27 protein-coding genes are annotated in these 25,982 nt (G+C 64.3%); 19 read left to right on the top strand and 8 right to left on the bottom strand.

Going from position 1 to position 25,982, the window contains the following annotated elements; translation table 11 throughout:
* Window positions 1–5: 5 nt before the first annotated feature.
* The 3 genes from U5A67_RS00350 to purU all read left to right on the top strand — a co-directional run bounded on the left by U5A67_RS00350 (window position 6) and on the right by purU (window position 2,454).
* On the top strand, window positions 6–632 hold the full coding sequence (locus tag U5A67_RS00350; RefSeq protein ID WP_321815891.1) for a LysE family translocator: 627 nt from the start codon (window positions 6–8) through the stop codon (window positions 630–632).
* A gap of 18 nt (window positions 633–650) precedes the next feature.
* Window positions 651–1,520 (top strand): NUDIX hydrolase, encoded by an 870-nt coding sequence (locus U5A67_RS00355; protein ID WP_321815892.1) that lies wholly within the window; start codon window positions 651–653, stop codon window positions 1,518–1,520.
* Between the two features lie 64 nt (window positions 1,521–1,584).
* Complete coding sequence (gene purU, locus U5A67_RS00360; protein WP_205984035.1) at window positions 1,585–2,454, top strand: formyltetrahydrofolate deformylase; 870 nt, start codon at window positions 1,585–1,587, stop codon at window positions 2,452–2,454.
* Between the two features lie 83 nt (window positions 2,455–2,537).
* On the opposite strand, the gene U5A67_RS00365 is transcribed toward purU, so the two are convergent.
* Together U5A67_RS00365 and uvrA are read right to left on the bottom strand one after the other, a co-directional pair.
* On the bottom strand, window positions 2,538–3,635 hold the full coding sequence (locus U5A67_RS00365) for an AI-2E family transporter (protein WP_321815893.1): 1,098 nt from the start codon (window positions 3,633–3,635) through the stop codon (window positions 2,538–2,540).
* A gap of 124 nt (window positions 3,636–3,759) precedes the next feature.
* Entirely contained in the window at window positions 3,760–6,660 is a 2,901-nt protein-coding gene (uvrA, locus tag U5A67_RS00370; protein ID WP_205984033.1) for an excinuclease ABC subunit UvrA, read from the bottom strand.
* Window positions 6,661–6,890: 230 nt separating this feature from the next.
* On the opposite strand from uvrA, the gene U5A67_RS00375 reads away from it, so the two are divergent.
* The 5 genes from U5A67_RS00375 (at window position 6,891) to U5A67_RS00395 (ending at window position 10,808) form a co-directional block, all read left to right on the top strand.
* Entirely contained in the window at window positions 6,891–8,096 is a 1,206-nt protein-coding gene (locus tag U5A67_RS00375; protein ID WP_321815894.1) for an MFS transporter, read from the top strand.
* Window positions 8,097–8,268: 172 nt separating this feature from the next.
* Window positions 8,269–8,808, top strand: coding sequence for a single-stranded DNA-binding protein (locus tag U5A67_RS00380; RefSeq protein WP_321815895.1), 540 nt, complete (start codon window positions 8,269–8,271; stop codon window positions 8,806–8,808).
* 177 nt (window positions 8,809–8,985) lie between these two features.
* Window positions 8,986–9,108 (top strand): hypothetical protein, encoded by a 123-nt coding sequence (locus U5A67_RS00385; protein WP_321815896.1) that lies wholly within the window; start codon window positions 8,986–8,988, stop codon window positions 9,106–9,108.
* A gap of 57 nt (window positions 9,109–9,165) precedes the next feature.
* Window positions 9,166–9,840 carry a transcriptional regulator gene (locus U5A67_RS00390; protein WP_321815897.1) on the top strand — a complete coding sequence of 225 codons (675 nt, stop codon included), beginning with the start codon at window positions 9,166–9,168 and terminating at the stop codon, window positions 9,838–9,840.
* Entirely contained in the window at window positions 9,837–10,808 is a 972-nt protein-coding gene (locus tag U5A67_RS00395; RefSeq protein WP_321815898.1) for a threo-3-hydroxy-L-aspartate ammonia-lyase, read from the top strand. Before U5A67_RS00390 ends, U5A67_RS00395 begins: the two co-directional genes overlap by 4 nt.
* Window positions 10,809–10,838: 30 nt before the next feature.
* Here U5A67_RS00395 and U5A67_RS00400 read toward each other — a convergent pair whose 3' ends face one another.
* Window positions 10,839–11,744, bottom strand: coding sequence for a LysR family transcriptional regulator (locus U5A67_RS00400; protein ID WP_321815899.1), 906 nt, complete (start codon window positions 11,742–11,744; stop codon window positions 10,839–10,841).
* 129 nt (window positions 11,745–11,873) lie between these two features.
* On the opposite strand from U5A67_RS00400, the gene U5A67_RS00405 reads away from it, so the two are divergent.
* Together U5A67_RS00405 and U5A67_RS00410 are read left to right on the top strand one after the other, a co-directional pair.
* Window positions 11,874–13,223: an MFS transporter gene (locus U5A67_RS00405; RefSeq protein ID WP_321815900.1), complete on the top strand. Its 1,350-nt coding sequence runs from the start codon at window positions 11,874–11,876 to the stop codon at window positions 13,221–13,223.
* 356 nt (window positions 13,224–13,579) lie between these two features.
* The gene (locus tag U5A67_RS00410; protein ID WP_321815901.1) at window positions 13,580–13,861 is read left to right on the top strand and encodes a hypothetical protein; all 282 of its coding nucleotides are present in this window, start codon (window positions 13,580–13,582) and stop codon (window positions 13,859–13,861) included.
* 586 nt (window positions 13,862–14,447) lie between these two features.
* On the opposite strand, the gene U5A67_RS00415 is transcribed toward U5A67_RS00410, so the two are convergent.
* On the bottom strand, window positions 14,448–14,879 hold the full coding sequence (locus tag U5A67_RS00415) for a LysR substrate-binding domain-containing protein (protein ID WP_321815903.1): 432 nt from the start codon (window positions 14,877–14,879) through the stop codon (window positions 14,448–14,450).
* 96 nt (window positions 14,880–14,975) lie between these two features.
* Here U5A67_RS00415 and U5A67_RS00420 point away from each other — a divergent pair, with 96 nt between their 5' ends.
* From U5A67_RS00420 to U5A67_RS00435, 4 genes are all read left to right on the top strand, one after another.
* Window positions 14,976–15,125, top strand: coding sequence for a hypothetical protein (locus U5A67_RS00420; protein ID WP_321815904.1), 150 nt, complete (start codon window positions 14,976–14,978; stop codon window positions 15,123–15,125).
* 145 nt (window positions 15,126–15,270) lie between these two features.
* Window positions 15,271–15,447: a hypothetical protein gene (locus U5A67_RS00425; RefSeq protein ID WP_321815905.1), complete on the top strand. Its 177-nt coding sequence runs from the start codon at window positions 15,271–15,273 to the stop codon at window positions 15,445–15,447.
* A gap of 302 nt (window positions 15,448–15,749) precedes the next feature.
* Window positions 15,750–16,184: a CHRD domain-containing protein gene (locus U5A67_RS00430; RefSeq protein WP_205984022.1), complete on the top strand. Its 435-nt coding sequence runs from the start codon at window positions 15,750–15,752 to the stop codon at window positions 16,182–16,184.
* A 58-nt stretch (window positions 16,185–16,242) separates the two neighbouring features.
* Window positions 16,243–17,256, top strand: a complete 1,014-nt coding sequence (locus tag U5A67_RS00435) for an alpha/beta hydrolase (RefSeq protein ID WP_321815906.1) — start codon at window positions 16,243–16,245, stop codon at window positions 17,254–17,256.
* Here U5A67_RS00435 and U5A67_RS00440 read toward each other — a convergent pair.
* Entirely contained in the window at window positions 17,226–18,056 is an 831-nt protein-coding gene (locus tag U5A67_RS00440; protein ID WP_321815907.1) for an EcsC family protein, read from the bottom strand. The genes U5A67_RS00435 and U5A67_RS00440 overlap by 31 nt on opposite strands.
* Window positions 18,057–18,163: 107 nt before the next feature.
* Here U5A67_RS00440 and U5A67_RS00445 point away from each other — a divergent pair, with 107 nt between their 5' ends.
* Both U5A67_RS00445 and U5A67_RS00450 read left to right on the top strand, forming a co-directional pair.
* A complete protein-coding gene (locus tag U5A67_RS00445) occupies window positions 18,164–19,759 on the top strand; it encodes an MDR family MFS transporter (protein ID WP_321815908.1) in 1,596 nt (531 codons plus the stop codon).
* An 85-nt stretch (window positions 19,760–19,844) separates the two neighbouring features.
* Window positions 19,845–20,303 carry a MarR family winged helix-turn-helix transcriptional regulator gene (locus U5A67_RS00450; RefSeq protein WP_321815909.1) on the top strand — a complete coding sequence of 153 codons (459 nt, stop codon included), beginning with the start codon at window positions 19,845–19,847 and terminating at the stop codon, window positions 20,301–20,303.
* Window positions 20,304–20,315: 12 nt separating this feature from the next.
* Here the strand turns inward: U5A67_RS00450 and U5A67_RS00455 are convergent, their stop codons facing one another.
* Window positions 20,316–21,608 carry an amino acid deaminase gene (locus U5A67_RS00455; protein ID WP_205984017.1) on the bottom strand — a complete coding sequence of 431 codons (1,293 nt, stop codon included), beginning with the start codon at window positions 21,606–21,608 and terminating at the stop codon, window positions 20,316–20,318.
* Window positions 21,609–21,765: 157 nt separating this feature from the next.
* On the opposite strand from U5A67_RS00455, the gene U5A67_RS00460 reads away from it, so the two are divergent.
* From U5A67_RS00460 to U5A67_RS00470, 3 genes are all read left to right on the top strand, one after another.
* Window positions 21,766–22,764 carry a MurR/RpiR family transcriptional regulator gene (locus tag U5A67_RS00460; protein ID WP_321815910.1) on the top strand — a complete coding sequence of 333 codons (999 nt, stop codon included), beginning with the start codon at window positions 21,766–21,768 and terminating at the stop codon, window positions 22,762–22,764.
* 95 nt (window positions 22,765–22,859) lie between these two features.
* The gene (locus U5A67_RS00465) at window positions 22,860–24,341 is read left to right on the top strand and encodes a D-aminoacylase (RefSeq protein WP_321815911.1); all 1,482 of its coding nucleotides are present in this window, start codon (window positions 22,860–22,862) and stop codon (window positions 24,339–24,341) included.
* 72 nt (window positions 24,342–24,413) lie between these two features.
* The gene (locus U5A67_RS00470; protein ID WP_027815644.1) at window positions 24,414–24,803 is read left to right on the top strand and encodes a RidA family protein; all 390 of its coding nucleotides are present in this window, start codon (window positions 24,414–24,416) and stop codon (window positions 24,801–24,803) included.
* Window positions 24,804–24,869: 66 nt separating this feature from the next.
* On the opposite strand, the gene U5A67_RS00475 is transcribed toward U5A67_RS00470, so the two are convergent.
* Window positions 24,870–25,190, bottom strand: a complete 321-nt coding sequence (locus U5A67_RS00475; RefSeq protein WP_321815912.1) for a helix-turn-helix domain-containing protein — start codon at window positions 25,188–25,190, stop codon at window positions 24,870–24,872.
* A complete protein-coding gene (locus U5A67_RS00480; protein WP_415767510.1) occupies window positions 25,187–25,600 on the bottom strand; it encodes a type II toxin-antitoxin system RelE/ParE family toxin in 414 nt (137 codons plus the stop codon). Before U5A67_RS00480 ends, U5A67_RS00475 begins: the two co-directional genes overlap by 4 nt.
* Window positions 25,601–25,982: the final 382 nt, after the last annotated feature.

Consider the following 25,982-nt stretch of genomic DNA (forward strand, 5'->3'; position numbering starts at 1 on the left):
AGGCCATGCCCAACTTCGCGCTCTTTCTGGCGACGTCGCTTGCCATCACCTTCGCGCCTGGCCCGGACAACCTTCAGGTGCTCGCGCGCGGCATTTCGCAGGGCCGCGCGGCCGGGCTGGTGTCCGCGCTCGGCTTCGCTGCGGGCGTGACGTTTCATACCACGCTGGCGGCGCTCGGCATTGCCGCGCTGCTGCGTTCGTCGCCGCTCGCGTTCCAGATTCTCAAGCTCGCGGGCGCCGCGTATCTGATCTGGATCGGCGTGAAGGCTTTGCGCAGCCAGGGGCTGGCCGCGGCGGGCGAGCGGCCGCGCCAGCCGCTCTCGACGATCTTTCGCCAGAGCGTGCTGGGTAACGTGATGAACCCGAAGGTGACGCTGTTTTTCGTGGTGTTTCTGCCGCAGTTCATCGATACGCGCGGTGTGCAAGGCGGCGCGCAAAGCGTGACGCTGCAGATGCTGGAACTCGGCCTCGTGTTCATGCTGCAGACGCTCGTGGTATTTTCGGCGTTCGGGCTGTGCGCGGGCACCATCGGCGGCTGGCTCAAGCGCCGTCCGCGCGCGGGCGTGTGGCTCGACCGCCTCGCCGGTATCACCTTCATCGCCATCGGTATGCGCATTGCGCTGCGCGACTGACGCCCGGAGTTTCCCGAGATGACCTTGCCTTGCATCACCGACGCGCGCCGCTTCGACGCGAGCGCGCATCTGCCGTTTTTTATCGCCGACGAACGCGTGGGCTGGATTCGCCGCGCCGATGTCGCGCTGCTCGCACGCTGGCCGGATGTCTTCACGATCGTCGATGCCGGGCCGGATGCGCGCGTGGCGCTCGGCGAGCACTTCGACAACGTGACGGCGCGCAGCGCGGCGCTGGGTTCGGTGATCGGCGCGCTGGCGGCCGAAGGCCGTATTCCGGGCTGGCGCGACGAAACCTACGCGATCCGCAATAGCTTCGATGCGCCGCCGCTTGCGTTTATCGAGCGCGCTGCTTCGCGCTTCTTCGGCACCCTGACCTACGCGGTGCATCTGAACGGCGTCGTAGAATATGCGGCGTCTTCAACACCCGGCGAGCCGAAGTTGTGGATCGCGCGCCGCGCCGACACCAAGGCCACCGATCCCGGCATGCTCGACAACGTCGTGGCGGGCGGCATCGGCTGGGGTCTGGGCATCGAGGCCACGCTCGCCAAGGAATGCTGGGAAGAAGCGGGCATCGCCGCCGAACTGGCCGCGCGCGCCACGCCCGGCCGCACGGTACACGTGCTGCAATCGCTACCCGAAGGCACTCAGGCCGAGCAGATCTTCGTCTACGACCTCGTGTTGCCGGACGATTTCGTGCCGCACAATCAGGACGGCGAAGTGGGCGAGCATCGTCTCGCGCGCATCGGCGAAGCCGCGCGCTGGGTCGAGGAAGGCCGCATGACGGTCGACGCGAGCCTCGCGACGCTCGATCTGCTGCTGCGCCGCCAATGGATCGACGAAGACGCGTGCGAGGGCATCGCCGCGATTTTCGAATCACCGACGCTGTGAAAGGGCGTTGGGTTTTTAACTAGCCCTTTTGAATCAGATAGCAATGACGGGAGTTACCAAGGTCATGTCGACCGATCACAGCTTCATTCTCAAACTGTCGTGCGCCGACCGGCCGGGCATCGTGCATGCCGTGTCGGGTTTCCTGTTCGAGCGCGGCAGCAACATTCTCGATTCGGCCCAGTTCGGCGACAGCCACACGGGCGAGTTCTTCATGCGCGTGCACTTCCAGCAGGTGGGCGGCGACGCGGGCCTCGACGGTCTGCGCGCAGCGTTCGCGCCGCTGGCCGATGAGTTCGGCATGCGCTGGGAGCTGCACGACGCGAGCGTGAAGCCGCGCGTGGTCATCATGGTGTCGAAGATCGGTCACTGCCTGAACGATCTGCTGTTCCGCTACCGCACCGGCCAGTTGCCGATTGAAATTCCCGCGATCATCTCGAATCACAAGGAGTTTTATCAACTGGCGGCGAGCTACAACATCCCGTTCCATCATTTCCCGCTGCTCGGCGGCACGGCTGCCGACAAGGCCGCGCAGGAAGCGCGCGTGCTGGACGTGGTGAACAACGAGCGCGCCGATCTGGTGGTGCTCGCGCGCTACATGCAGATTCTGTCGCCGCAACTGTGCGGGGCGCTGGAAGGCCGCGCGATCAATATTCACCATTCGTTCCTGCCGAGCTTCAAGGGCGCGAAGCCGTATTACCAGGCATTCGACCGCGGCGTGAAGCTGATCGGCGCGACGGCGCATTATGTGACGTCGGATCTGGACGAAGGCCCGATCATCGAGCAGGAAGTCGAGCGCGTCGATCACAACATGACGCCGGAGCAACTCACCGCGATCGGTCGCGATGTGGAGTGCGTGACGCTCGCGCGTGCGGTGAAGTGGCATGTCGAGCACCGCATCGTGCTCAATGGGCACAAGACGGTGGTGTTCCGTTGATTGGCTGAATGCCCTGGCAGTCAAAGAAAATGGCCCCGAAAAGGGGCCATTTTTCATGAATCGCGCGCTTCTAAAACCAGCCCTCAAACCAGCCGCAAATAAATCAGCTCGCGCTTGATATACGCGTAAAAAATCGGCGCGGCGATTACGCCCTGGATGCCGAACGCGGCCTCCATCACCAGCATCGCCACCAGCAGTTCCCACGTGCGCGCCTCGATCTGCCCGCCCACGATGCGCGCGTTCAGGAAATACTCGAGCTTGTGGATCACGATCAAAAACGCCAGCGCCGTGACCGCCGCCGGCAGGCTCACCGTCAGCGCAATCGCGACGATCAGCGTATTCGAAATCAGATTGCCGATCACCGGCAGCAGGCCCACCACGAACGTCACCACCACGAGCATCTTCGCCAGCGGCAGCGGCGCGTGAAACACCGGCAGCACCAGCAGCAGGAACAAACCGGTGAACACCGTGTTGATCGCCGAAATCTTCACCTGCGCAAACACGATGCGGCGGAACGCATCGGCGAAACGCGACACGCGCGCGACGAACGCGGTAGACAGCGGCAAGCGCGTGGCGTTTTTCTGCGCGCCAATCGCGATAATCGCGCCGATGATCATGCCGATCACGATATGCCCGAGGATGCGCGCCGCGTTCTTGCCGCCCTGGCCCAGCTGGGTGGCGTGCTCGTGCATCAGCGCAAGCGCCTTGAGCTTCATCTGCGCGACATCGACGGGAAGATAGGCGGCGATGGCGTCGGGAATGCGCCCGCGCGCCTGATCGACGAAATTCATCATCTGCGCCATGACCTTCTGCACGCTCGGCACGTCGTTCTCGAACTGCTCGATGACGCCGATCGTCAGGCCCGTGAGCACGCCCACGATCACGATCGATACCAGCACCACCGAAAGCCAGCGCGCGCGGCTGCTCGACATGCGCCGCTCGATCAGCGGCGAAATCGTATGCACGAGCTGATAAACCAGCATGCCCGCGAGCAGGGCGCCCAGCAGGTTCAGGTGCAGTATCGCCAGCATGCCGGCGAGTGCAGCCACATAGCTGCCGATCTCCACCGCCGAAAGCTTCGGCAGGCTCATGTCGCTCGTGAGCCTGACGGGCCGCGGCCGCAGGTCGCGAACCTGTTGCTTGTCGTCCGTCGAGTCGGTCGCTTCGTTGCGCTTGACCATGCGTGTTTCCCGTCTCCAGACCCTGGGGGCCGATCGCCTGAGCGGTCCCCGTCCCGTTCGTTGGGGGCGACGCGCTCAAAGCGTGAAGCCCCCGTCCCGTTGTTTGTGCAGTTTTAGTGACTGCTTATTTTCCCGACGCCGTGTCGAGTGCCGTGACCTTGCCGCCGGAACGCTTGAGCAGCGGGGCGAGATAGCGGCCCGTGAAGCTGGCCTTCGCCTTCGCCACGTGCTCGGGCGTGCCCTGCGCCACGATCTGTCCGCCGCCCGCGCCCCCTTCGGGCCCCATGTCGACGATCCAGTCCGCGGTTTTGATTACATCGAGATTATGCTCGATGATCACGACCGTATTGCCCTGATCGCGAAGCCGGTGGATCACTTCCAGCAACAGCGCGATGTCGTGGAAGTGCAGACCGGTGGTCGGCTCGTCCAGGATGTAGAGCGTGCGGCCGGTATCGCGCTTGGACAGTTCGAGCGAAAGCTTCACGCGCTGCGCCTCGCCGCCCGAAAGCGTGGTGGCCGACTGGCCCAGGCGGATATAGCCCAGACCCACGTCCAGCAAGGTTTTGAGCTTGCGCGCCACGACCGGCACCGCCTTGAAAAACTCGTAGGCGGTTTCCACCGTCATGTCGAGCACTTCGCTGATGTTCCGGCCCTTATACTGGATCTCCAGCGTCTCGCGGTTGTAGCGCTTGCCGTGGCAGACGTCGCAGGGCACGTAGACATCGGGCAGGAAGTGCATTTCCACCTTCAGCACGCCGTCGCCCTGACAGCTTTCGCAGCGCCCGCCCTTCACGTTGAACGAGAAGCGGCCCGATTCGTAGCCGCGCTCCTTGGCCGCCGGCACGCCCGCGAACAGCTCGCGGATCGGCGTGAAGAGGCCCGTGTAGGTAGCCGGATTCGAGCGCGGCGTGCGCCCGATCGGGGATTGATCGACGTTGATGACCTTGTCGAAGTGCTCCAGACCTTCGATGGCCTCGAACGGCGCCGGTTCCGCCGACGATCCGTACAGATGCTGCGAGACCGCGTGGTACAGCGTGTCGTTGATGAGCGTGGACTTGCCCGAGCCAGACACACCCGTCACGCAGGTCAGCAGCCCGACCGGCAGATCGAGCGTGACGTGTTTGAGGTTGTTGCCATAAGCCTCGACGATGCGCAGCCGGCGCTCGCCCGGCTCGATGCGCTCGTCCGGGTAGTCGATGCGGCGCGCGCCGCACAGGTACTGGCCCGTCATCGAAGCCGGATCATGCTCGACCTGTTGAGGGGTGCCTTGCGCAATCACCATGCCGCCGTGCACGCCCGCGCCCGGTCCCATATCGACGACGTAATCCGCCATGCGGATCATGTCTTCGTCGTGCTCCACGACGATCACGGAATTGCCGAGGTCGCGCAGGTGCTTGAGCGTGGAAATCAGGCGGTCGTTGTCGCGCTGATGCAGGCCGATCGACGGTTCGTCGAGCACGTACATCACGCCCGTCAGGCCCGAACCGATCTGCGACGCCAGCCGGATACGCTGCGCCTCGCCGCCGGAAAGCGTCTCGGCGCTGCGCTCCAGCGACAGGTAATCGAGCCCGACGTTATTCAGGAACATCAGACGCGCGACGATTTCCTTGACGACCTTATCGGCGATCTCGCGCTTGGCGCCTTCGAGGCGCAGCGTCTGGAAGTAGCCGAGCGTGTCGCGCAGCGGCCAGCCGCTCACCTCGTAGATGGCGCGCGCGTCCTCGTTCATGCCGATGCGAACGAAGCGCGCCTCGCGGCGCAGTCGCGTGCCTTCGCAGTGCGGGCACGCCTGGTTGTTCTGGTACTTGGACAGTTCCTCGCGCACCGCCGACGAATCGGTCTCGCGGTAGCGGCGCTCCAGATTCGGGATGATCCCCTCGAACACATGCTCGCGCACGGACGTGCGCCCGCGCTCGTTGATGTACGAAAACGGGATTTCCTGCTTGCCCGAACCGTACAGCAGGATCTTGCGCACTTTCTCCGGCAGATCTTCGAACGCGGTATCGATATCGAAGTCATAGAACGCCGCCAGGCTTTGCAGCATCTGGAAGTAGAACTGGTTACGGCGATCCCAGCCCTTCACGGCGCCCGCCGCGAGCGACAGCGACGGATGCGCGACCACCCGCTTCGGATCGAAGAAGGTGATCTGGCCGAGGCCGTCGCACTCCGGGCACGCGCCCATCGGGTTGTTGAACGAGAAGAGGCGCGGCTCCAGCTCCGGCAGCGAGTACGAGCAGATCGGGCAGGCGAACTTCGAGCTGTACAGATGCTCCTTGTTCGTATCCATTTCGAGCGCGATGGCGCGGCCTTCGGCCAGACGAAGCGCTGTCTCGAACGATTCCGCGAGACGCTGCTTCATGTCCGGGCGCACCTTCAGGCGGTCCACCACCACGTCGATGGTGTGGCGCTCGCTCTTCTTGAGCTTGGGCAGCGACTCCACTTCGTAGATCTTTGCCTCGCCCTCGTTGGCCGTGCCGCCGCCCGAGCGCACCCGGAAGCGCACGAAACCCTGCGCCTGCATGTCGTCGAAGAGTTCTGCGTGCTCGCCTTTGCGGTCGACCACGACCGGCGCGAGGATCATCAGCTTCGTTTCTTCGGGCAGCGCGAGCGCGGCGTCCACCATCTGCGAGACGCTTTGCGATTCCAGCGCGATCTCGTGATCCGGGCAGTATGGCGTGCCCACACGTGCGTAAAGAAGTCGCAGGTAGTCGTGAATTTCGGTGACCGTGCCGACTGTCGACCGCGGGTTGTGCGAGGTCGCTTTCTGCTCAATGGAGATAGCCGGCGACAGACCCTCGATCAGGTCGACGTCGGGCTTTTCCATCAGTTGCAGGAACTGACGGGCGTAGGCCGAGAGGCTTTCCACGTAGCGGCGCTGGCCTTCCGCGTAAAGCGTGTCGAATGCCAGGGAGGACTTGCCCGAGCCCGAAAGCCCGGTGATCACCACGAGCTTGTGGCGCGGCAGGTCCAGATTGACGTTCTTCAGGTTGTGGGTTCGGGCCCCACGGATACGGATCTGTTCCATGAACCTGCGGGAGAAAGGGAGGCTAAACCTGCTACTATAACGACTTTTCCAGACCGCCGTTACGGCTTGCTGACGGTCTTTGAAAGGGTTCTGAAGCGTTCGCACGAGGACCCTGCAAGCGAATCGACAGCTCTAGCATGCGACCCGGACAAGTACCGGGCCTCGGTCAGCGCCAAAGCCCCAACGCGCATGACCGGCGGGCAGCGGCGGCCAAATCACAAAACGCTCCGATGTCCTCCAACTCACCCGCTACCTCTTCACGCATGAGCGCGCCTGAACGGCGTGCGACCGTGTCGCTTGCCGCGATCTTCGCGCTGCGCATGCTGGGCCTGTTCATGATCATGCCGGTGTTTTCGGTCTATGCGAAAACCATTCCCGGCGGCGACAACGTGCTGCTCGTCGGTATCGCGCTGGGCGCGTACGGCGTGACGCAGTCGCTCCTCTACATTTTCTACGGCTGGATCTCCGACAGGATCGGGCGCAAGCCCGTGATCGCCGCCGGTCTCGTGATCTTCGCGATCGGCAGCTTTGTCGCGGCTGGTGCGCACGATATGACGTGGATCATCGTCGGCCGGGTGATTCAGGGCATGGGCGCGGTGTCGTCCGCCGTGCTCGCCTTTATCGCCGATCTGACTTCCGAGCAGAACCGCACCAAGGCGATGGCGACGGTCGGCGGCTCGATCGGCCTGTCGTTCGCCGTGGCGATCGTGGGCGCGCCGGTCGTGTTCCACTGGCTCGGCATGAGCGGGCTGTTCACGCTGGTGGGTGTGCTCTCGATCGTGGCCGTGGGCGTGGTGCTGTGGGTGGTGCCGGATGCGCCCAAGCCCGTGCACGTGCGCGCGCCGTTCTCCGAAGTCCTGCATAACGTCGAACTGCTGCGGCTTAACTTTGGCGTGCTGGTGCTGCATGCCACGCAGACAGCGCTGTTCCTCGTCGTGCCGCGCCTGCTCGTGGATGCGGGCCTGCCGGTGTCGGCGCACTGGAAGATTTATCTGCCGGTGATGGGCCTGTCGTTCGTCTTGATGGTCCCTGCGATCATCGCGGCGGAGAAGAAGGGCAAGATGAAGGCGGTGCTGGTATCGGCCATTGGACTTATCCTGATCGGCCAGCTTCTTCTTGGCTCGCTTGCGCATACCATTGCAATCGTGGCGGCTGTGCTCTTCGTGTACTTCCTCGGCTTTAATATTCTGGAAGCGTCGCAGCCTTCGCTGGTGTCGAAACTCGCACCGGGCAACCGTAAGGGCGCGGCAACTGGCGTCTATAACACCACGCAGTCGATTGGCCTCGCGCTGGGCGGCGTGGTGGGCGGCTGGATGCTCAAGCACGACGGCGCGAGCGCCGTGTTTTACACGTGTTCGGGCCTCGTAGCGTGCTGGCTTATAATCGCGGCCACCATGAAGGCCCCGCCGAAGCGGGCTGAGCCGAAGCAGGCTTGAGCCAGACCCGCGCCCGGCGGGCCTGAATCTGAATAGAAGCGCTCGCGCGCCATGAGGTGCGCCGCGCAGCAACAACTTTCGCGGAGATGGTCCGCGCCCGGCAGTCGCACGGTGAGCGATTGCGTGGTGTGCGCCCGGCCGCTCCTTGCAACTGAATCAACAGGAGAATTTCATGGCATCCGTGAACAAGGTGATCCTCGTCGGCAACCTCGGCGCTGAGCCGGAAGTCCGTTATCTGCCGAGCGGCGACGCCGTGGCGAACATCCGCCTCGCGACGACCGACCGCTACAAGGACAAGGCGTCCGGCGAGTTCAAGGAAATGACCGAATGGCACCGCGTGGCGTTCTTCGGCCGTCTGGCCGAGATCGTCTCGGAATACCTGAAGAAGGGTTCGTCGGTGTATATCGAAGGCCGTATCCGCACCCGTAAGTGGCAGGCGCAGGACGGCACCGACCGTTACTCGACGGAAATCGTCGCGGATCAGATGCAGATGCTGGGCGGCCGCAGCGGCGGCGGTGCTCCGGCTGGCGGCGATATGGGCGACGACGGCGGCTACAGCCAGCAATCGTCGGCACCGCGCGGCGGCGGCCGTATGTCCGGCGGCGGTGGCGCTCCGCGTTCGAGCGGTGGCGGCGCAAGCAGCGGCGGCGGCCGTCCGAGCGCGCCGGCTGGCGGCGGCTTCGACGAAATGGACGACGATATTCCGTTCTAATAGCGTTCGCGCGCGTAGTACCGCTTCAAAAACGCCCTTGCAGCCCGCTCGCTGCAAGGGCGTTTTTCATGGGTTTCAAGTGTTTTAGTATTCGTCCGATTCAGGCAAGAAAACGGGATATCTAAGCTGACTCTTTTCTAAGCGCGGCATATCGCTGCGTTTAACCGGAGTTACGCCATGAGTCCTGGCCCAGCGACCGACCTTACCCGTTTGCAACTGTCCCCCGCGCCCGTCGCCCCTCTGCGCGCTTCGGTGGCCAGCATCGTCTTCGCTTTCTTCGCGCTCCTGCTCGGCAACTGATCTCCCGCGCTACGTGTAGCGTTTGACAATTTGTCGTAAACCGTCAAAATGTCATTCATGTCGAAGCCAGCCAATCCCAGCGCCGTTGAGCGCGAAAACCAGCTCCTCCTGCGCGAAGGCCGCAAGATCGTCGAGGCGCTCGGCCAGACGCTCGCGCCGCTCGTCGAGGTGGTGCTGCACGATCTCACCGCGCCCGAACAATCGGTCGCCGCTATTGCGAACAATCTGTCAGGCCGCCAGGTTGGCGAAGCGGCTACCGAAATGGGGCTCGCGCGCATCGCGGACCCGGGCTTCCCCGATGTGGTTGCCAACTATCCCAATCGCTTCCCTGATGGCCGCCCGGTCAAAAGCACCTCTATCGGCTTGAAGAACAGCGCGGGCGAGTGTGTCGCGGCGATCTGTCTGAACATGGACGTATCGCTGCTCGGCGCCGTCACCGCGGGGCTCGGCCAGTTGATGCAGGCCGGCCCGGCCGCGCCTGTCACCGAAACGCTCGCGCCGCACGCCAACGGCGAGGCGCGCGAAACCATCCGCGCCGCGCTCGAACGTTTCGCCGCCGCGCGCAACACCACGCCCATCGGCATGACGCTCGCGCAGCGCCGCGAAGCCGTGCGCGAACTCGCCGAGAGCGGCCACCTCAACCTGCGCCACGCGCTTGCCGAAGTCGCGCGTACGCTCGGCGTGGCGCGTCCGACCGTCTATTCCTACTTGCCCAGCGAGCACCGACCATGAGCACCTTGCCGATCACCTTCGAAGACGTTGCCGCCGCGCACGAGCGCATTCGCGGCGTCGCGCATCGCACGCCCGTCATGACTTCGCGCACCGCCAACGCGCTCGCCGGCGCGGAGCTGTTCTTCAAGTGCGAGAACTTCCAGCGCATGGGCGCGTTCAAGTTCCGCGGCGCATACAACGCCATCGCGCAGTTCACGCCGCAGCAGAAGCAGGGCGGCGTGATCACGTTCTCGTCGGGCAATCATGCGCAGGCAATTGCGCTCTCGGCGCAACTGCTCGGCGTGAAGGCGGTGATCGTGATGCCGCACGACGCGCCAGCTGTGAAAGTCGAGGCTACGCGCGGCTACGGCGGCGAAGTCGTGTTTTACGACCGCTATACCGAAGACCGCGAGGCGCTGGGCCAGCGTCTGGCGCAAGAGCGCGGCCTCACGCTGATTCCGCCCTACGACCACCCGCATGTGATGGCGGGGCAGGGCACGGCGGCCAAGGAGCTGTTCGAGGACGTGGGCGAACTGGACGTGCTGCTCACGCCGCTGGGCGGCGGCGGCCTGCTCTCGGGCTGCGCGACGACGGCGCATTCGCTTGCGCCGCGCTGCGCGGTGATCGGCGTGGAGCCGGAAGCGGGCAACGACGGCCAGCGCAGCTTCCAGTCGGGCGACATCGTCCATATCGACACGCCCAAGACCATCGCCGATGGCGCGCAGACGCAGCACCTCGGCAACTACACCTTCGCGGTAATCCGCGAGCGCGTGCAGGAGATCGTCACGGTGAGCGATGCCGAACTGGTCGAGACGATGAAGTTTTTCGCGAGCCGCATGAAGCTTGTGGTCGAGCCGACGGGCTGCCTCGCGGCGGCTGCCGTGCTGCACGGCAAGGTCAATGTGCGCGGCAAGCGCGTCGGCGTGCTGATTTCCGGCGGCAACGTCGATCTGCTGCGTTTCGCCGATCTGGTGAGCGCGAGAGCCTGAGGCACCCGCCGTGAAACGCGGCGCGGCCCGCTAGCCCAGCAGAGCCGCGAGCGCCTCGCGCGCATGCGTGATATGCGCGCTCTCGCCGGGCTGCCCCGGCAACAGATGGAATTCGGCTGCCGGCAGCGCCGGCAGGCCGAACGAAGCGGGGCACACCTCCACGCCCTCGCCAATCGCCGATTCGTTCAGACACGACAACCCCAACCCCGCCTTGAGCGCCAGTTGCAGCCCGGCCACGCCTGATGCCGAATGCGAAATCAGATACGGTATACGCGCGCGTTCGAGCAGTTTCACTACATAGCGCTGCAGCTGGCAGGCCGACGGCAACAACACCAGCGGCCACGGAGGCGCAAGCGACGCCTGTTCGCGCAGCGTTTCGCGCGCAGCCACCCACTGCAATTTCTCGCGACGGATCACGGTGCTCTGGCGTGCGCGCCCCTCGCCGGAACGCGTCGCCGCGCGTGCGGCTGGCACATCGACCATCCGCAGTGACAGACCGATATCGAAGATGTTCTCCTGCTCGCTCGCGTCGATCACGGCGCTCGGCAGCACGGTCACATGCAGGCGCAGACGCGGATGCTGGCTTGCAAAGCGCCGGATGATCGCGGCTACGTCGTGCGGGCGGTAGTAATCGGTGATGGCGATGCGCACCTCGCCGTCGAGCGAGCGCCCGAGCATATCGTCGAAGGCCGCGTCGCACATCGCCACGATGCGGCGCGCATGCTCGGCGAGCTTCGCGCCAGAGGGCGTGGGCGTCACGCCCTGCTTGCTGCGCACGAACAGCGGCAGGCCGATGCGATCTTCGAGCTTCTTGAGCTGCTCGCTCACTGAGGATTGCGAAAGAAATATGCGCTCGGCTGCGCCCGACACACTGCCTGCTTCGGTGACGGCGAGAAAGGTGCGCAACTGCGCGAGATCGAGACCGCGAGCGTTCATGTCGAGACTGTGTGTGCAGACGGGGAAGATGTTTCGGTAAAACCGATCACTCTTATTCGATATTCCTGCTTTTCCGATAAATGGTGCGCCCATAGCATGCCCTCAGTCAATGCATTTCTGGAGGCAGTCATGGATCAGGCGAACGGGCGCGCCGCGTCGCATCGATGGAAGGTGCTGGGCGTGGGCGTCGTGGCCAACGCGAGCTTCGCGGCCACGTTCTCGGGCATTCCCGCCACCGCGGTGTGGATGCGCCCGGCTTATCACATCGGCACGGGCGAACTGGGTTTCGTGGTCGGCATGCTCGGGCTTGGCATCGTGCTCAGCGAATTACCTTGGGGACTGCTAACGGACCGCTGGGGCGATCGCCGCGTGCAGATGCTGGGGCTCGCATCGACGATGGCCGCGCTAGTCGCCATGGCGCTCTGGTGCGTCCCGTCCGCTGCCCGCGTGCCGGGACCGCATGCGCTGGCGGTGGGCTTTCTCGCCATCGGGCTGCTGGGCGGCAGCGTCAACGGTTCGAGCGGACGTGCGGTGATGGCCTGGTTCGGGCCGCAGGAGCGCGGCCTTGCGATGAGTATCCGGCAGACCGCGGTGCCGGCGGGCGCGGGCATCGGTGCGTTGATGCTGCCGGCGCTGGCGTCGTGGGCGGGATTCGTCTGGGTGTATGGCGCGCTGGCGGCGATGTGTCTGGTCTCGGCGATTTTTACCGTGCTGTGGGTGCGGGAACCCGATACCACCCCGTCCGATGCCGCCATCCACAATCCCGCAGGCAATACACCGTTGGCACGCTCGCCGCTGCGCCGCGCCGAGGTCTGGCTTTTGGTCGGCGGCATCGCGGCGCTGTGCATGCCGCAGGTCGCGGTGATCGCGTTTGCGAGCGTCTTCCTGCACGACTTCGCGCACGCCGGCGCGGCGACGGCGGGTGTGGTGCTCGCGATCGTGCAGATGGGCGCGGCGTGTCTGCGCGTCTGGGGCGGACGCTGGACCGACCGGCACGGCAATCGCAACGTCTGGCTGCGTACCTGTGTGGCGCTGAGCGTGGCGTTCTTCGTGCTGCTGGCGGCGGCGACCGCGCTCTGTGCGGCGGCTGCGCATCATGCTCCGGGCCTGTCGCCGGGCGCCGTGATCGCGCTGTCGGTGCTGCTCGTGGCGGGCGGCATCATGGCCTCCGCGTGGCATGGCGTCGCCTACACCGAACTCGCGACGCTGGCTGGCCACGGCCGCGTCGGCAGTGCGCTTGCGATGGGTAATACCGGCGCGTTTATCGCTTTCTGGATTGCGCCTTCTGCGATTCCAATGCTGCTGGCGCTGTCGGGATGGCCGGTGGTGTGGCTCAGTGCGGCGGCTTGCGCGGCATTGGCATGGCCTGCATTTGCGCCCGCATTATCGAATAACGCGCATTGCCCGGCATCGACCGAAATAATCCCAGCGGCCGCGCGCACTCCGCAACGCCCGTCACGCAGCGGCGCGACCGTTTGACCAGTAGCCATCTCAGTGTTATCCGACAGTTGTGACGGATAAGGTGAATAATGCGCGCCTTTATTAGTTAATTAGCATATTTAATTGTATAGGTGACCTTACAGAAGTTGTGACGATTAGGATATTTCTGATTCTGGCAATCTTTAATCGATGGTCATATGAGGGCCTTCAGAAACGCCGCGTAAAGCGCGTTCGCGACTATGCCGCGTTCCGGCTGAAAAACCGGGAACGCGTTGGCCGATCCGATACCCCTACTACATCGAGAGCGAGCCACTTTGAAATTAAGACTAGTCCTCGAAGATGATCATCCTTTTGTGTTGCTTGGTGTGCGTTCCGCGCTCGAGGCGGCTTGAGACATGCAGATCGTCGGCGAAGCTACTGGTCCGCGCGAACTGTTCCGGCTTCTTGAAAACGTGCCATGCGACGTCGTGCTCACCGACCTCACGATGCTGGGCGAGCCCGACGACGCGGAAGATGATCTGCATCGCGTGCGGGGGCTGCGGTGCGACTGGCCGCAACTGCGTATCGTTGTTCTCACTAGGATCGCGAACGTCGCGATCCTGCGCGCGGTTATGAACACGGGCGGCACCGCGCTGATCCGCAAAAGCCGATGCTCGAAACGTATCGCCGTCATATGAACTGTCACACGGAAAACCAGGTGCGCGAGGAAGGCAAGTCGCTGATGCGCACGTGTCAGGCAATGCTCGATGGCATCGAGCAACAGGCCGCGCTGCTGGCTTGATGATCGGAATATGGCGCAAAACTGGCAGTTCTGTCAGAAACTCATTCCGCACTCATACACTCATTAAAACAGGCGAAAAAAAACGCGGCCGAAGCCGCGTTCAAGCTTGGAGACCCTTCGATGAAGAGTCACTTCTCGCAAACACAAGGATAGTTCGCGAGAAGTTAGAAATCGAGATAAAAACGATCAATTAACTATTACACGAAGTGTCGATAATCGGCGCGCGTGTTACTTCGCTCTGTCGGAACCAGTCGACCGTGAAATCGACGAACGAGTTTTCGCCAGCACGTGGCGGCGCCCCGGATAGACGAGCGAGAGCTCCTTGTCGGCGTCGCGGATCTCGTGACCGGCGAGTACGCGTATGAGCGTACCCAGTGCGAGATCGGCGGCCACCTAGTTCGCGGGTAGAATCGTGACGCTCATGCCGGCGAGTGCTGCCTGACGTAACATTTCCTAATTATTGACCGCGTAGGTCGCGTCGATCAGCACCGGCACGCGCGTGCCGTCGGTGGCCTCGAAGTGCCTTCGTAGCCGTGAACATCGGCCGATGGCGCAAGCAGCGTGTGACGCACGAGATCGTCGGGATGAAGCGGCGCGCGATGCGTGCCGAGATCGGCGGGCGACGCCACGGCAACCGGCGCGACGGTCACGAGCGGGCGGTCGATCAGCGTGCTGCCGTTTACCTGGCGCAGCGCGACGATGCCCTCATCGAAACCTTCTTCGATGAGATCGACAGGGCGATGCAGGAGCGTTAGCGCGAGCCGCACCTGATCGAACGTCGCCAGATATTGCTTGAGCAGCGGCGTGAGGCCGTGCAGCGAAAACGACGCATGCGTGACCACGCGCCATTTGCTCGAAGGCACCGACACGCCACGCGCAATTTGTGTTGCGATGCGCTCAAGATCTTCCAGCACGCGACAACAGGCCTGCGCGTAGGTGGTGCCTGCTTCGGTTAGCGAAATACTGCGCGTGTTGTGATCGGTCAGGCGCGTATTGACTGCAGGCGCGGCATGGATAGCAACAACGGTGCAGGCGCTGTTGTGAACGATCCGCTAGGCGCGATCGTGGGCGCGAACCATCGCCAGCGTACCTGGGGTGCGGGCGGCAACTACACGTACGGTCCGATGGTTGGCGGCGTGTGTTCACGCAGTCGCGCGTGAACAATGCTGGCGGCGATTCGGTTCGCGTCAACAACATCGGAGCTAACCTGCGTTACAACCTGACGCCGACTGTCGGCCTCGGCGCGATGTACGCGTACACCAACGCCAACGGCGGCGTGCTCAACGCCGGTACGGGCAGCAACTCGTGCAAGCCGACTACGCACTGTCCAAGCGCACCGACGTCTACCTCGAAGGCGTGGGCGCTTGGGGTGCTGGCCAGAACGCAAACGGCATCACGCAAGTTGGCTACGTCTCGTCGGACAACTTCTCGTCGTCGAAGAGCCAGGGCGTCGTGTCGACGGGTATCCGTCATCGCTTCTAACAAGACAGACGTGCGCGGCCTGGCATCGAACCGGGCCGCACACGCAACCGGGTAGCACTGTAGAACGTAGTACTTGGGTTCAGAGCGCCGTTCGCAGCGCTCTTTTTTATCCGCGATCGATTCACGACTGCTTCACAATCGATTCACCACTCCACCGCCGCGGCACTCCCAACGCATTTGGCGGATTTGCTCTAGCATGTGGCTACGCGGCTGCGACCTCAGTTGCCCTCGGTTGGCTTGAGATTCCCAGAGGTTCCTTTCAGTTCTTTCTGTGCAGCGCGTCACAACAACGGAGAAATCCCATGAAAGCGCTTCGCCCGCTGCAGCTCGCTCTCGCTCTGTGTGTCCTCGCTTCCGGTGCCGCATTTGCCGATACCGTCGCGCTGAAAGCCGATCTCGAACCCTCCAGTGAAGTGCCGCCGCGCGTGAGTCACGGGCACGGCATGCTCAACGCCACTTTCGATACGGCGAGCAAATCGCTGAACTGGACCATTTCCTACGAAGGTCTCTCCACGCCGGTGACGGCCGCGCATTTCCACGGCCCCGCGCCGGTTGGCCAGAACGCCAATGTGCAGGTGCCGATTCCCAAAGGCGAACTCGCCAGCCCGATCAAGGGCAGCGCCACGCTCACCGACAAACAGGTCACCGACCTGATGGCCGGCCAGTGGTACTTCAACGTGCACACGCAACAAAATCCGTCGGGTGAGATTCGTGGTCAGGTGTTGCCCGCGAACTGATCTGCGAACCGGCGTAAGCACACGATGATCGTCCGATGAACTGCGTCCCCGCCTCGTTATGAGTCTGCAAAGCCGCTTCATCTGCTGGTGGCTGCGCCGCCGCTTTTTGCCCATCACGCGCAAGCCGATCGACGTTGCGCGCACGCGTGCGGGCACGTCGAAACGCGTGTGGTTGCCGCCGGTGCCGCCGGGCTGGCAACTGCGCGAGCACTATGACGGCAAGCCCGATGAACTGCGCGGCGAGTGGCTGGTGCGCGAGGGCGGGGCGCCGCGCACGATTCTTTATCTGCATGGCGGTGGCTATTACTTCTGCTCGCCGAAGACGCATCGTGCGATCACCTTCGGCCTTGCGCCGCGCGCCGACGCCGATATCTTCTCGCTCGATTACCGTCTTGCGCCCGAGCATCCGTTTCCGGCGGCGCTCGACGACGCGCTCGCGGCCTACCGCCGTCTGCTCGCGGATGGCGTGCGCGCCGACTCGCTCGTGATCGCCGGCGATTCGGCGGGCGGCGGCCTGGCGCTGGCAACGCTCGTGGCGTTGCGCGACGCTGGCGACAAGTTGCCCGCCGGTGCGCTGCTCTATTCGCCGTGGACCGATCTCGCCGTGACGGGCGCGTCGATCCAGACGAACGACGGACGCGATCCGATGTTCTGCGGCGAGGTGTTCACGCGCGTCGCTGCGCTGTATCTGGGCGAGGCCAGCGCGAGCGATCCTTATGTCTCGCCGCTCTATGCGGATTTTCACGGCTTGCCGCCGCTGTTCATGCTCGCGGGCAGCACCGAAACGCTGCTCGACGACACGCTGCGCGCCGCCGAGCGCGCACGTGCAGCGGGCGTTTCCGTCGATTGCGAAATCGGCCGCGGCTTGCCGCATATCTGGCCGATCTACGCGCCGTTCATGCCTGAAGCGCGTCGCTCGCTCGACCATTCGGCGAGCTTCATTCAGCGCGTGACGACCGTCGATACAACGGCCCGCGCGCAGAAAGCGGCGCCGTTCGACGCCGCTTCATCGACACAAAGCACGCCGCAAAAACCCGCGAATCAATCGAGCGAGACTTCGATTTCGTCATAAGCCGCGTGCACGGCGGGCTCGCCGTAAATGCGTTCGAGCCGCCGCACGGTGAAGTGGCCATGCGCCACGTTCTGGAAGTGGTCGATGAAGACCGTGTTCACCATCGCGCCCAGCACCGCGCCGATCGCCGGAATCGACTTCGCCGCGACCTGTTCGCTGACCTGCACCGAAAAGCGCGCGGCCACGGTCTGCATCAGTTTGAGCAGCGCCGCCGATCCGTGCGCGGCAAAGCCCTTCGCCGCCATCTCCGACGATGCTTTAGACACCGCCTGCGCCAGCGCGCCGCGCACGACGAAGTAGCCGAAATCGGCTTCGTCGTCGGCGGCCGAGCGTCCGCCCATGCCGAAAACGGTGAGGCATTGAAGCTGCGCATCGGGGCTCGCCAGATCTTCGCCTTCGCTGCGCGCGATGTCGCAGATCGAGCGGAACATCAGCGTCGTGGTCACGGGCAATTCGACCGGCAGCGCGAAGAGGCCGAAGGCGCCGCCCGCCGCGCCCGTGGTCGCCACCGCGAACTTGTGCAGCAGATTGCTGGGTTTGGCCGGCACCGCAATCGCCAGCGCGCTTTCGCCCTGTTTGCCGAGCGTCTTGAGCGCGAGCTGCAGGCACTTGCGCAGCGCCGCCTGGGTGGCATCGTTGACCTTGTCGTTGGCGACGGCGGGCAGTCGCGCGATCAGTTTCTCGACCGGCGCGCCGACGATCGCTGCCAGCTTCATGCCCAGCGGCGGCGTTTCCAGTTCATGCTTCGCGCGTTTGAGCGCGATCAGATCGGCTTCGGACAATGCGCTGAATGTAGCCATAAGTCTCCCGAAAGACGGTGCGGCAGGTGCCGTGGCCCCCAGTTTATCGAGGATCGGCGTGCTAAGATGTGAATCCTTTGACGCGTCAATCGTTGCAGGATCAAAAAATGGCCGTTCATACCGCCGCCCATCACTCTAGCGGCCAGGTGCTGCCGTTCCGGGAGTCGCTACTGGCGATGCTCGGCGTCTCGTTCGTGACCATGCTGGTCGCGCTCGACCAGACTGTCGTGGGCACCGCGCTGCCGACCATCGTCGCCGAACTGCGCGGCTTCGAGCTTTACGCGTGGGTCGCCACGTCCTATCTGCTGACCTCGGTGATCACCGTCCCCATTTTCGGGCGACTCGGCGATTACTACGGCCGCAAACCCTTCGTGATTGCCTCGATCGTCGTGTTCACGGGCGCTTCGGTGCTGTGCGGCGCGGCCAACAGCATGGGCTTCCTCGTGATCGCGCGCGGGCTGCAAGGCATCGGTGGCGGCATGCTGGTGGGCACCGCCTTCGCCTGCATTCCCGACCTTTTCCCCGATTCGGTCGTGCGCCTGCGCTGGCAGGTGCTGATGAGTTCGGCGTTCGGCATCGCCAATGCGGTGGGGCCGTCGCTGGGCGGCTTTCTCACGCAGTACTACGGCTGGCGCTCGGTGTTCTACGTGAACCTGCCGGTCGGGCTGCTTTCGCTGTTTTTCGTCTGGCGTTATCTGCCGCATCTGCGCCATGTCGTGCACAAGGAGCGCATGCGTCTGGACTGGCCGGGCGCGCTGCTGATCGCCGTGACGCTCGGCAGCCTGCAGCTTTTCGTCGAGCGTTTGCCGGAGCACGGCGTGACTTTGTCGGCGCTCGGCCTGCTCGCGATTGCGGCGGCGTCGGGCTGGGCGCTCTGGCAGTGGGAGCGGCGCTGTCCGCAGGCGATCCTGCCCGTCGATATGTTCCGCAACGCCAGTCTCAACGCGCTGTTCACGCTGGCCGTACTGGGCGGTTTCACGATGTTCTCGCTGCTGTTCTACGCGCCGCTGCTGTTCCAGGGCGGTTTCGGCATGTCGCCGAACGAGGCGGGCGTGGTCATCACGCCGCTGGTGGTGTTCATCACGATCGGCAGTATCGCGAACGGGCGCATCGTTTCGCGTATCCGCAATCCCAATTTGATGCTTTACATCGGCTTCGCCATGCTGGCGCTGTCGTGTTTCGCGGTCGCGCTGGCGTCGCACACCACGCCGCGCGCCTTGCTGATGACGCTGATGATTATCGGCGGCCTCGGGCTGGGTTTCGTGATGCCGAACCTCACCGTATTTGCGCAGCAGACGGCGGGCCGCGAGCATCTGGGCATCGCCACGGCGCTGCTGCAGTCGCTGCGCATGATCGGCGGGATGATCGGCACGGCGCTGACCGGCACGCTCGTCACGCAGCTGTATTCGAGCGGCGTGCACAAGGCGCTCGACGCCGATGGCGCGCTGCAATGGTTTTCGCAACTCGCCGATCCGCAGATCCTGATCAACCGGAACGCGCAGAACGCGCTCGTTGGCGAACTGGCGAAGGCCGGGCACAATGGCGCGCCGTTGCTCGAAGCCGCGCGCGAGGCGCTGGTCGGTGCGATCCATCTGGGTATTGCGCTGGCGGCGGTGATCGCGCTGGTGTCGGTCTGGCAGACGCGGCGCGTGCCGCTCATCACGCTGCGCCGCAAGGTCGAGCCGGTGATTCACGCCGATTGAGCGTGTTCGCCTGAAAACCGCTCGATACCCGCGCCCGCTACCCGCCCGACAACGCTACTCAGGAAAAACAGCAGGAAGACACAGCATGGAAGCACACGACCGCATCGCCATCGTTCAGCAATTCGGACGCACTTATCGTGCGTTCATGTCGGCGTTCGAGGCGCAGGTGGGTCATCCGATGCCGCGCTGGCGCATCCTGCTCGCGTTGCACGATCAGGACGGCGCATCGTCGCAGAAGCGCCTGGTCGAGCGCCTGCGCGTGGACCCGGGCGCATTGACGCGCCAGTTGAAACCGCTCGAGTCGCTCGGCTGGATCGAGCGCAGCGCCGACGAACGCGATAACCGCATCACCAACGTCAAGCTGACGGCCGCGGGCCGCGAAGTGGTCGAAGCGAGCCTGCCGCTTCGCAACGACTTCCTTGAACAAACGATGTCCTTGCCCGACGACGCGCTCACGGCGCTGTCGGGCGCGCTGCGCATGATGGAAGAGCGCATTGGCGTGGCGGCCGCGCTGGCGGCCGAAAACGCCGCCGGCACGACCTGACACGCCGGGCCCTCAGAAAAACGTTTCGATCACTTCCGTCACGCGATACGCGTCGTCCAGCACCAGCAACTGACGCCACTTGTCGAAGGTGAGGCAGGGGTGCGAGATATCGAAGCCGATCATGTCGCCGACCTTGATATCCGCGCCGGCCGGAATCTGCAGATAGGCGTGCTGATCCATCATCTGGAACACCTGCCAGCCTTCCTTGGCGTCGATCTCGCGCGGCTTGCCATGCACTTCGCCATCGCGCGCCGGACGATAGTGGCGCGATGCTTCCGGAAAACCCGCATCGAAGGCCGCATCGCGCTTGCCGAAGCCGATGATCGCGCGGCCCGGTTCGGGAATCGACTGCACATACGCCCATAGCTGCAGCGCAGGCAGCAGCGCCACGCCCATTTCGCGCGCGACCGGATTGCGCGTGAGGATGTCCGACTGCGCCTGCTTGTAGACGCCCACGTCATGCGTCAGATAGCAGCCGGGACGCAGCACCACGTCGATCTTGCCCGCCTTGGACGCCTGCGCGAACTCTTCGGCGACGATGTCGTACCACGCCGATCCCGCGCCCGACAGCAGCGCCGGCGAACGCGAAAAGCGGCCCGCGGCGGCCAGTTCTTCGGTCACGTTGAGGGCGTCGCGCAGGAAGGTGCGCACTTCGCTTTCTTCCTTGAGCACGCCTTCGTAAATCTCCACGCCCGCAAGCTTGAGCGAATCCGGGTAACGCTCGATCGCCTCCAGCACGGCGCGGCGCGTTTCGGCGTCACGCACGCCGGTGCGTCCGCGCGGCACGCCCAGTTCCAGCAGCACTTCGAGTTTGCGGTTCGCGGCGCGGAAGAATTCGCCGAGCTGCTCGACGCCTTCCACCGAATCGACCAGACAGAAGAACTCGAAATCGGCATCGCTGAGCAGTTCGGCGATGATCGCCATGTTGCGGCGCCCCACGAGCTGGTTCGCCATCAGCACGCGCGAGATGCCGCCGCGATACGCCGCCCGCGTCTGATGCGCGGTGGCGAGCGTGATGCCCCACGCGCCGGTTTCGATCTGGCGGCGGAACAGCTGCGGCGCCATCGTGGTCTTGCCGTGCGGCGCGAGCTTCACGCCGTAGCGCGTGACGAATTCCTGCATCCACTTGAGGTTGTGCTCGACGCGATCCGCATAGAGAACGGCGGCCGGCAGGCTGACGTCTTCAGCGAGCAGATTCCATTCGAGGCGCCCCGCGTCGCCCAGCGGCACGCTCGCGCCGGGTACGTTGCCGAGGCCCTTGCTGTTCGGGTCGATCGTCGCACTCTGATAGTTTGTAACTTTCATGTAATCTCGCTCCATAATCTCTATAACGCCTGATATGACAGTATCGACAGCTTGAGGCGTTGACTCGCTGATAGTACACAAAGTACCATCGCTGCGTGAAATGTTATTTACTAACAGAGCTGTTTCCGCAGCTCAATTTGAATCTACCGCGCATCATATGAATTCCGCCGCCGAGCCCGCTCAATTCACCGGCCGCTTCGACATCGTCGCGCACATCGCGCAATGCGTGCCGGATCTGCGTCCGGCCGAGCGCGATGTCGCCGCGCTGATCCTCGACAATCTGGCCGCCGCCGCGCGCGCCAGCATCGGCGAGCTGGCGCAGCGCGCGGGCGTGAGCGTGGCGTCGGTTACGCGCTTCGCCAAAACCGTAGGGTGCCACGATGTGCGCGAGTTGAAGCTGCGGCTTGCCCAGGCGGCCGCGGTGGGCGAGCGTTTCCTGCGCGCCGCGCCCGAACCTCAGGTGGCCAAAGGCGAGGCGGGCAAAGGCAAGCGCAAGAAGCGTGCGGCCGAAGCCGCCGCAGCGGCGGTTGCAAACGCCACCGCAGTCGACGAGTCGCTTGCCTCGCGCGTCTACGAGGAAATCCACGGCGCGCTGGCGCGCAACCACGAACTGCTGCGCCAGGCGCCGTTCGCCGATGCCGCCGCGGCGCTGGCCAATGCGCGCATGATTTACGTGTTCGGCATGGGCGGCGGCTCCAGCGCGCTTGCCGACGAAATGCGCTTTCGCCTCGTGCGCTTGGGCCGGCCGGTCGCGTCGTACCAGGACAGCCTGTTGCAGCGCATGGTGGCGAGCACGTTGTCGCCCGATTGCGTGGTGGTCGCGTTGTCGGTCACCGGGCGCGTGCCCGAACTGCTCGACGCGTGCCGCATCGCGCGCGACTACGGCGCGAAACTGGTGGCGCTGACCGCGCCCGCTTCGCCGCTGGCCGCGATCGCCGACTGGCTGGTGCCGATCGTCGCCAGCGAAACCGATTTCATCTACAAGCCGTCGTCGTCGCGTTACGCGATGATGATGGCGCTCGACGTGCTCGTCACGGAACTCGCGCTCGCGCAGCCCGAGCAAAGCCGCGAATTGCTGCGCCGCATGAAACATGCGCTCGATGCGCATCGCGGCACGGCCGGACGCGGCGGCGAGCGGCAGCCGCTGGGCGATTGAGCGCACACTGCGAAAGCGCAGCCGCGCCGCCATCCGGATACGATCGACGATCGATCACTTCTTTCTGACGTTTGGGATCGACAGGAGACCCTGACATGCATTCGCATCCCGAAGCCGCCGACACCCTGATCGTCGGCGCCATGCTTTATGACGGTACGGGCGCGCCGCCGGTCGAACGCGACGTGGCGTTGCGCGACGGGCGCATCGTCGCCATCGGCAATCTGTCGAACTGGCTCGCCGAAGAGGTGATCGAAGCCGAAGGCCGCGCGCTCGCGCCCGGTTTCATCGACGTGCATACGCACGACGACACCCACGTGATTCAGGCGCCGCAGATGCTGCCCAAGATCAGCCAGGGCGTGACGACGGTGATCGTCGGCAATTGCGGCATCAGCGCGTCGCCGGTCTCGCTCAAGGGCGAGCCGCCCGATCCGATGAACCTGCTCGGCGCGCGCGACGCGTTCCAGTATCCGACCTTCAAGCATTACGTGGATGCCGTGAACGCGGCAAAACCGGCCGTGAACGTGGGCGCGCTGATCGGCCATACGGCGCTGCGCAACAACCATCTCGACGATCTCAAGCGCGCGGCGAACCGCGCCGAGATCGAGGCGATGCGCGCGCAACTCGAAGAGGCGCTGGTGCACGGCGCGCTTGGCCTGTCGACGGGCCTTGCTTACGGCTCGGCCTACGAGGCGTCGACCGAAGAAGTTGCCACGCTGGCGGAGCCGCTCGCGCTCGCGGGCGCGCTCTACACGACGCACATGCGCACCGAATTCGACGCGATTCTCGACGCAATGGACGAGGCGTATCACATCGGCAAGCATGCGCGTGTGCCGGTGGTGATTTCGCATCTGAAATGCGCGGGGCCGTCGAACTGGGGGCGCAGCACGGAAGTGCTCGAATCGCTCGAACGCGTGCGCAAGTATCAGCCGGTGGGTTGCGACTGCTATCCGTACAGCCGCAGTTCGTCGACGCTCGATCTCAAGCAGGTGACGGGCGATATCGACATCACGATTACGTGGTCGACGCCGCATCCCGAACAGGCCGGCAAGCTCATCAAGGACATCGCGGCGCAGTGGGGCGTGTCGCAGCAGGAAGCGGGCAAGCGCCTGCAACCGGCGGGCGCGGTCTATCACAACATGTCGGAAGACGACGTGCGCCGCATCCTCTCGCATCCGGCGACGATGGTGGGCTCGGACGGGTTGCCGAACGATCCGCTGCCGCATCCGCGTCTGTGGGGCGCGTTTCCGCGCGTGCTCGGCCACTACGCGCGCGATGCGAAGCTGCTGCCGCTCGAAGAAGCGGTGCGCAAGATGACCGGTTTGTCGGCGCGCCGTTTTGGCCTTGAGCAGCGCGGCGAAGTGCATGTGGGCTGGCACGCCGATCTCGTGCTGTTCGATCCCGCGAAGGTGCGCGACGCCGCCACCTTCGACAAGCCGCAGCAGGTGGCCGAAGGCATCGACGCCGTGTGGGTGAACGGCGTGCTGTCGTATCGCGACGGCCAGCCGACCGGCGAGCGCGCCGGGCACTTCGTTGCGCGCGGTCCGCGCGATGCGAGCGCCGACGCGGCGGCATTTTAAGCACTCATTCGACCTCTGGCGCGCTGGCATTCGCTTGCGCGGGCGCGCCACACGAACTCAAAGGAGCAAACGATGAAACGATATGGAGTAGAAGGCGGCAAGGGCCAGGGCGGACAACATCTGCCGTTCGCGCGCGCAGTGGAAGCCGATGGCTGGCTGTTCGTCTCGGGCCAGACGCCGATGGAAAACGGCGAAGTGATCAACGGCGGGATCGTCGAGCAGTCGCACAAGACGATCCAGAACGTGTTCGCGATTCTCAAGGAAGCCGGTTATGGCCCGGAGCATGTCGTGCGTTGCGGCGTGTGGCTCGACGATGCGCGCGATTTCCAGTCCTTCAACAAGGTGTTCCGCGAGTACTTCGGCGATCATCCGCCGGCGCGCGCCTGCGTGCAGTCGAGCATGGTGATCGACTGCAAGGTGGAAGTCGATTGCGTTGCCTACAAGGCGCCGGCTGGGAAGTGAGGCGGGTGAGTGGGGCGCGCGGGCGCTTCGCTTGACGTGCAAGAAGTGAAGGAGCGGCTGCCGGCGTTAGCGGGTGGCCGTTTTTTCATGGGTGCCGCCATCGTGCGGGCCGCGCGGCGTGATGCGCAGTTCGATCTTCATGCCCGCCGCCACCGCCATGTTGATGAGCGCATCGAGCGAGAACAGATCGATCTTGCCGCGCACGAGATCGGACACGCGCGGCTGCGTCACGCCGAACAGCGCGGCGGTCTGAGCCTGCGTCATGTCATGGCGCTTGATATGTTCCTCGAGCGCGATCATCAGATCGCAGCGCAGCGTCATGTTTTGCGCCGCTTCGGGCGTGGCCTCGATCGCGTCCCAGACGCTGTCGAAGGTTTGGATCTTCATCGCTCGAACTCCTGTGTGAGGGCAGCGCGATAACGTTGCCTGGCCAGCGAAAGGTCGGCAAAGGCCGTCTTTTCGGTTTTCTTTTTGAAGCAGTGCAACACCAGCACGACTTCGTGGATCTTCGCGACGTAGAGCACGCGGAACGCCCCGCGTTCGTCGCGGATGCGGATCTCGCGCGCTCCCGGCGCGACGGGGTTCATGGGCTTCCAGTCGTGCGGATCGAGGCCCAGTTGCACGCGCCGCAACTGCCGGCCAGCTTCCTTGCGGGCTTTCTCAGGAAAAACGTGGAGATCGGCCAGCGCACCGGTGCAGAAGTGCAAGGGTTTGGGTGGATTGAGGTTATACAAAATCTTATATGCCCTCCAGCGATTTGAGCGATTCCGGCGTGCGCCGGAGATGACGTGGCTCAAGTCTCTGCAAGGGCGCTTGATCGCGCCCTCGATTCCGTCAAGGCGGGCTGCAACGTTAGCCATCCGGATAAGGGTGAGTTTCCCAATATATGAGCGACCCAATCACATATTGGAGATCGCAGAAAAACCGCCCTACAATCCGATGCATCCGATCCGACGTGTATCGCAGTCCAGAACGACGCCTGTCGAGATCGGCCAAACCTAAAGAAAAGCCCGCAGCCGCGCCTTCGATGCGCTCCAGCGGGCAAAACCGGAGACGTTTGCCATGTTCCAGCCCGCTCAGTGCGCGGCCGTTCGCCGTCCGCCGTCCAGCGCCAATGCGCGCCGCTGCATCCCGAACCATGGCCCGCACGCCGTCGTCTGACGCCGCGCGCTCTTCTCC

Source organism: Paraburkholderia sp. J69-1, from assembly GCF_905220255.1.
Classification (GTDB): Bacteria; Pseudomonadota; Gammaproteobacteria; order Burkholderiales; family Burkholderiaceae; genus Paraburkholderia.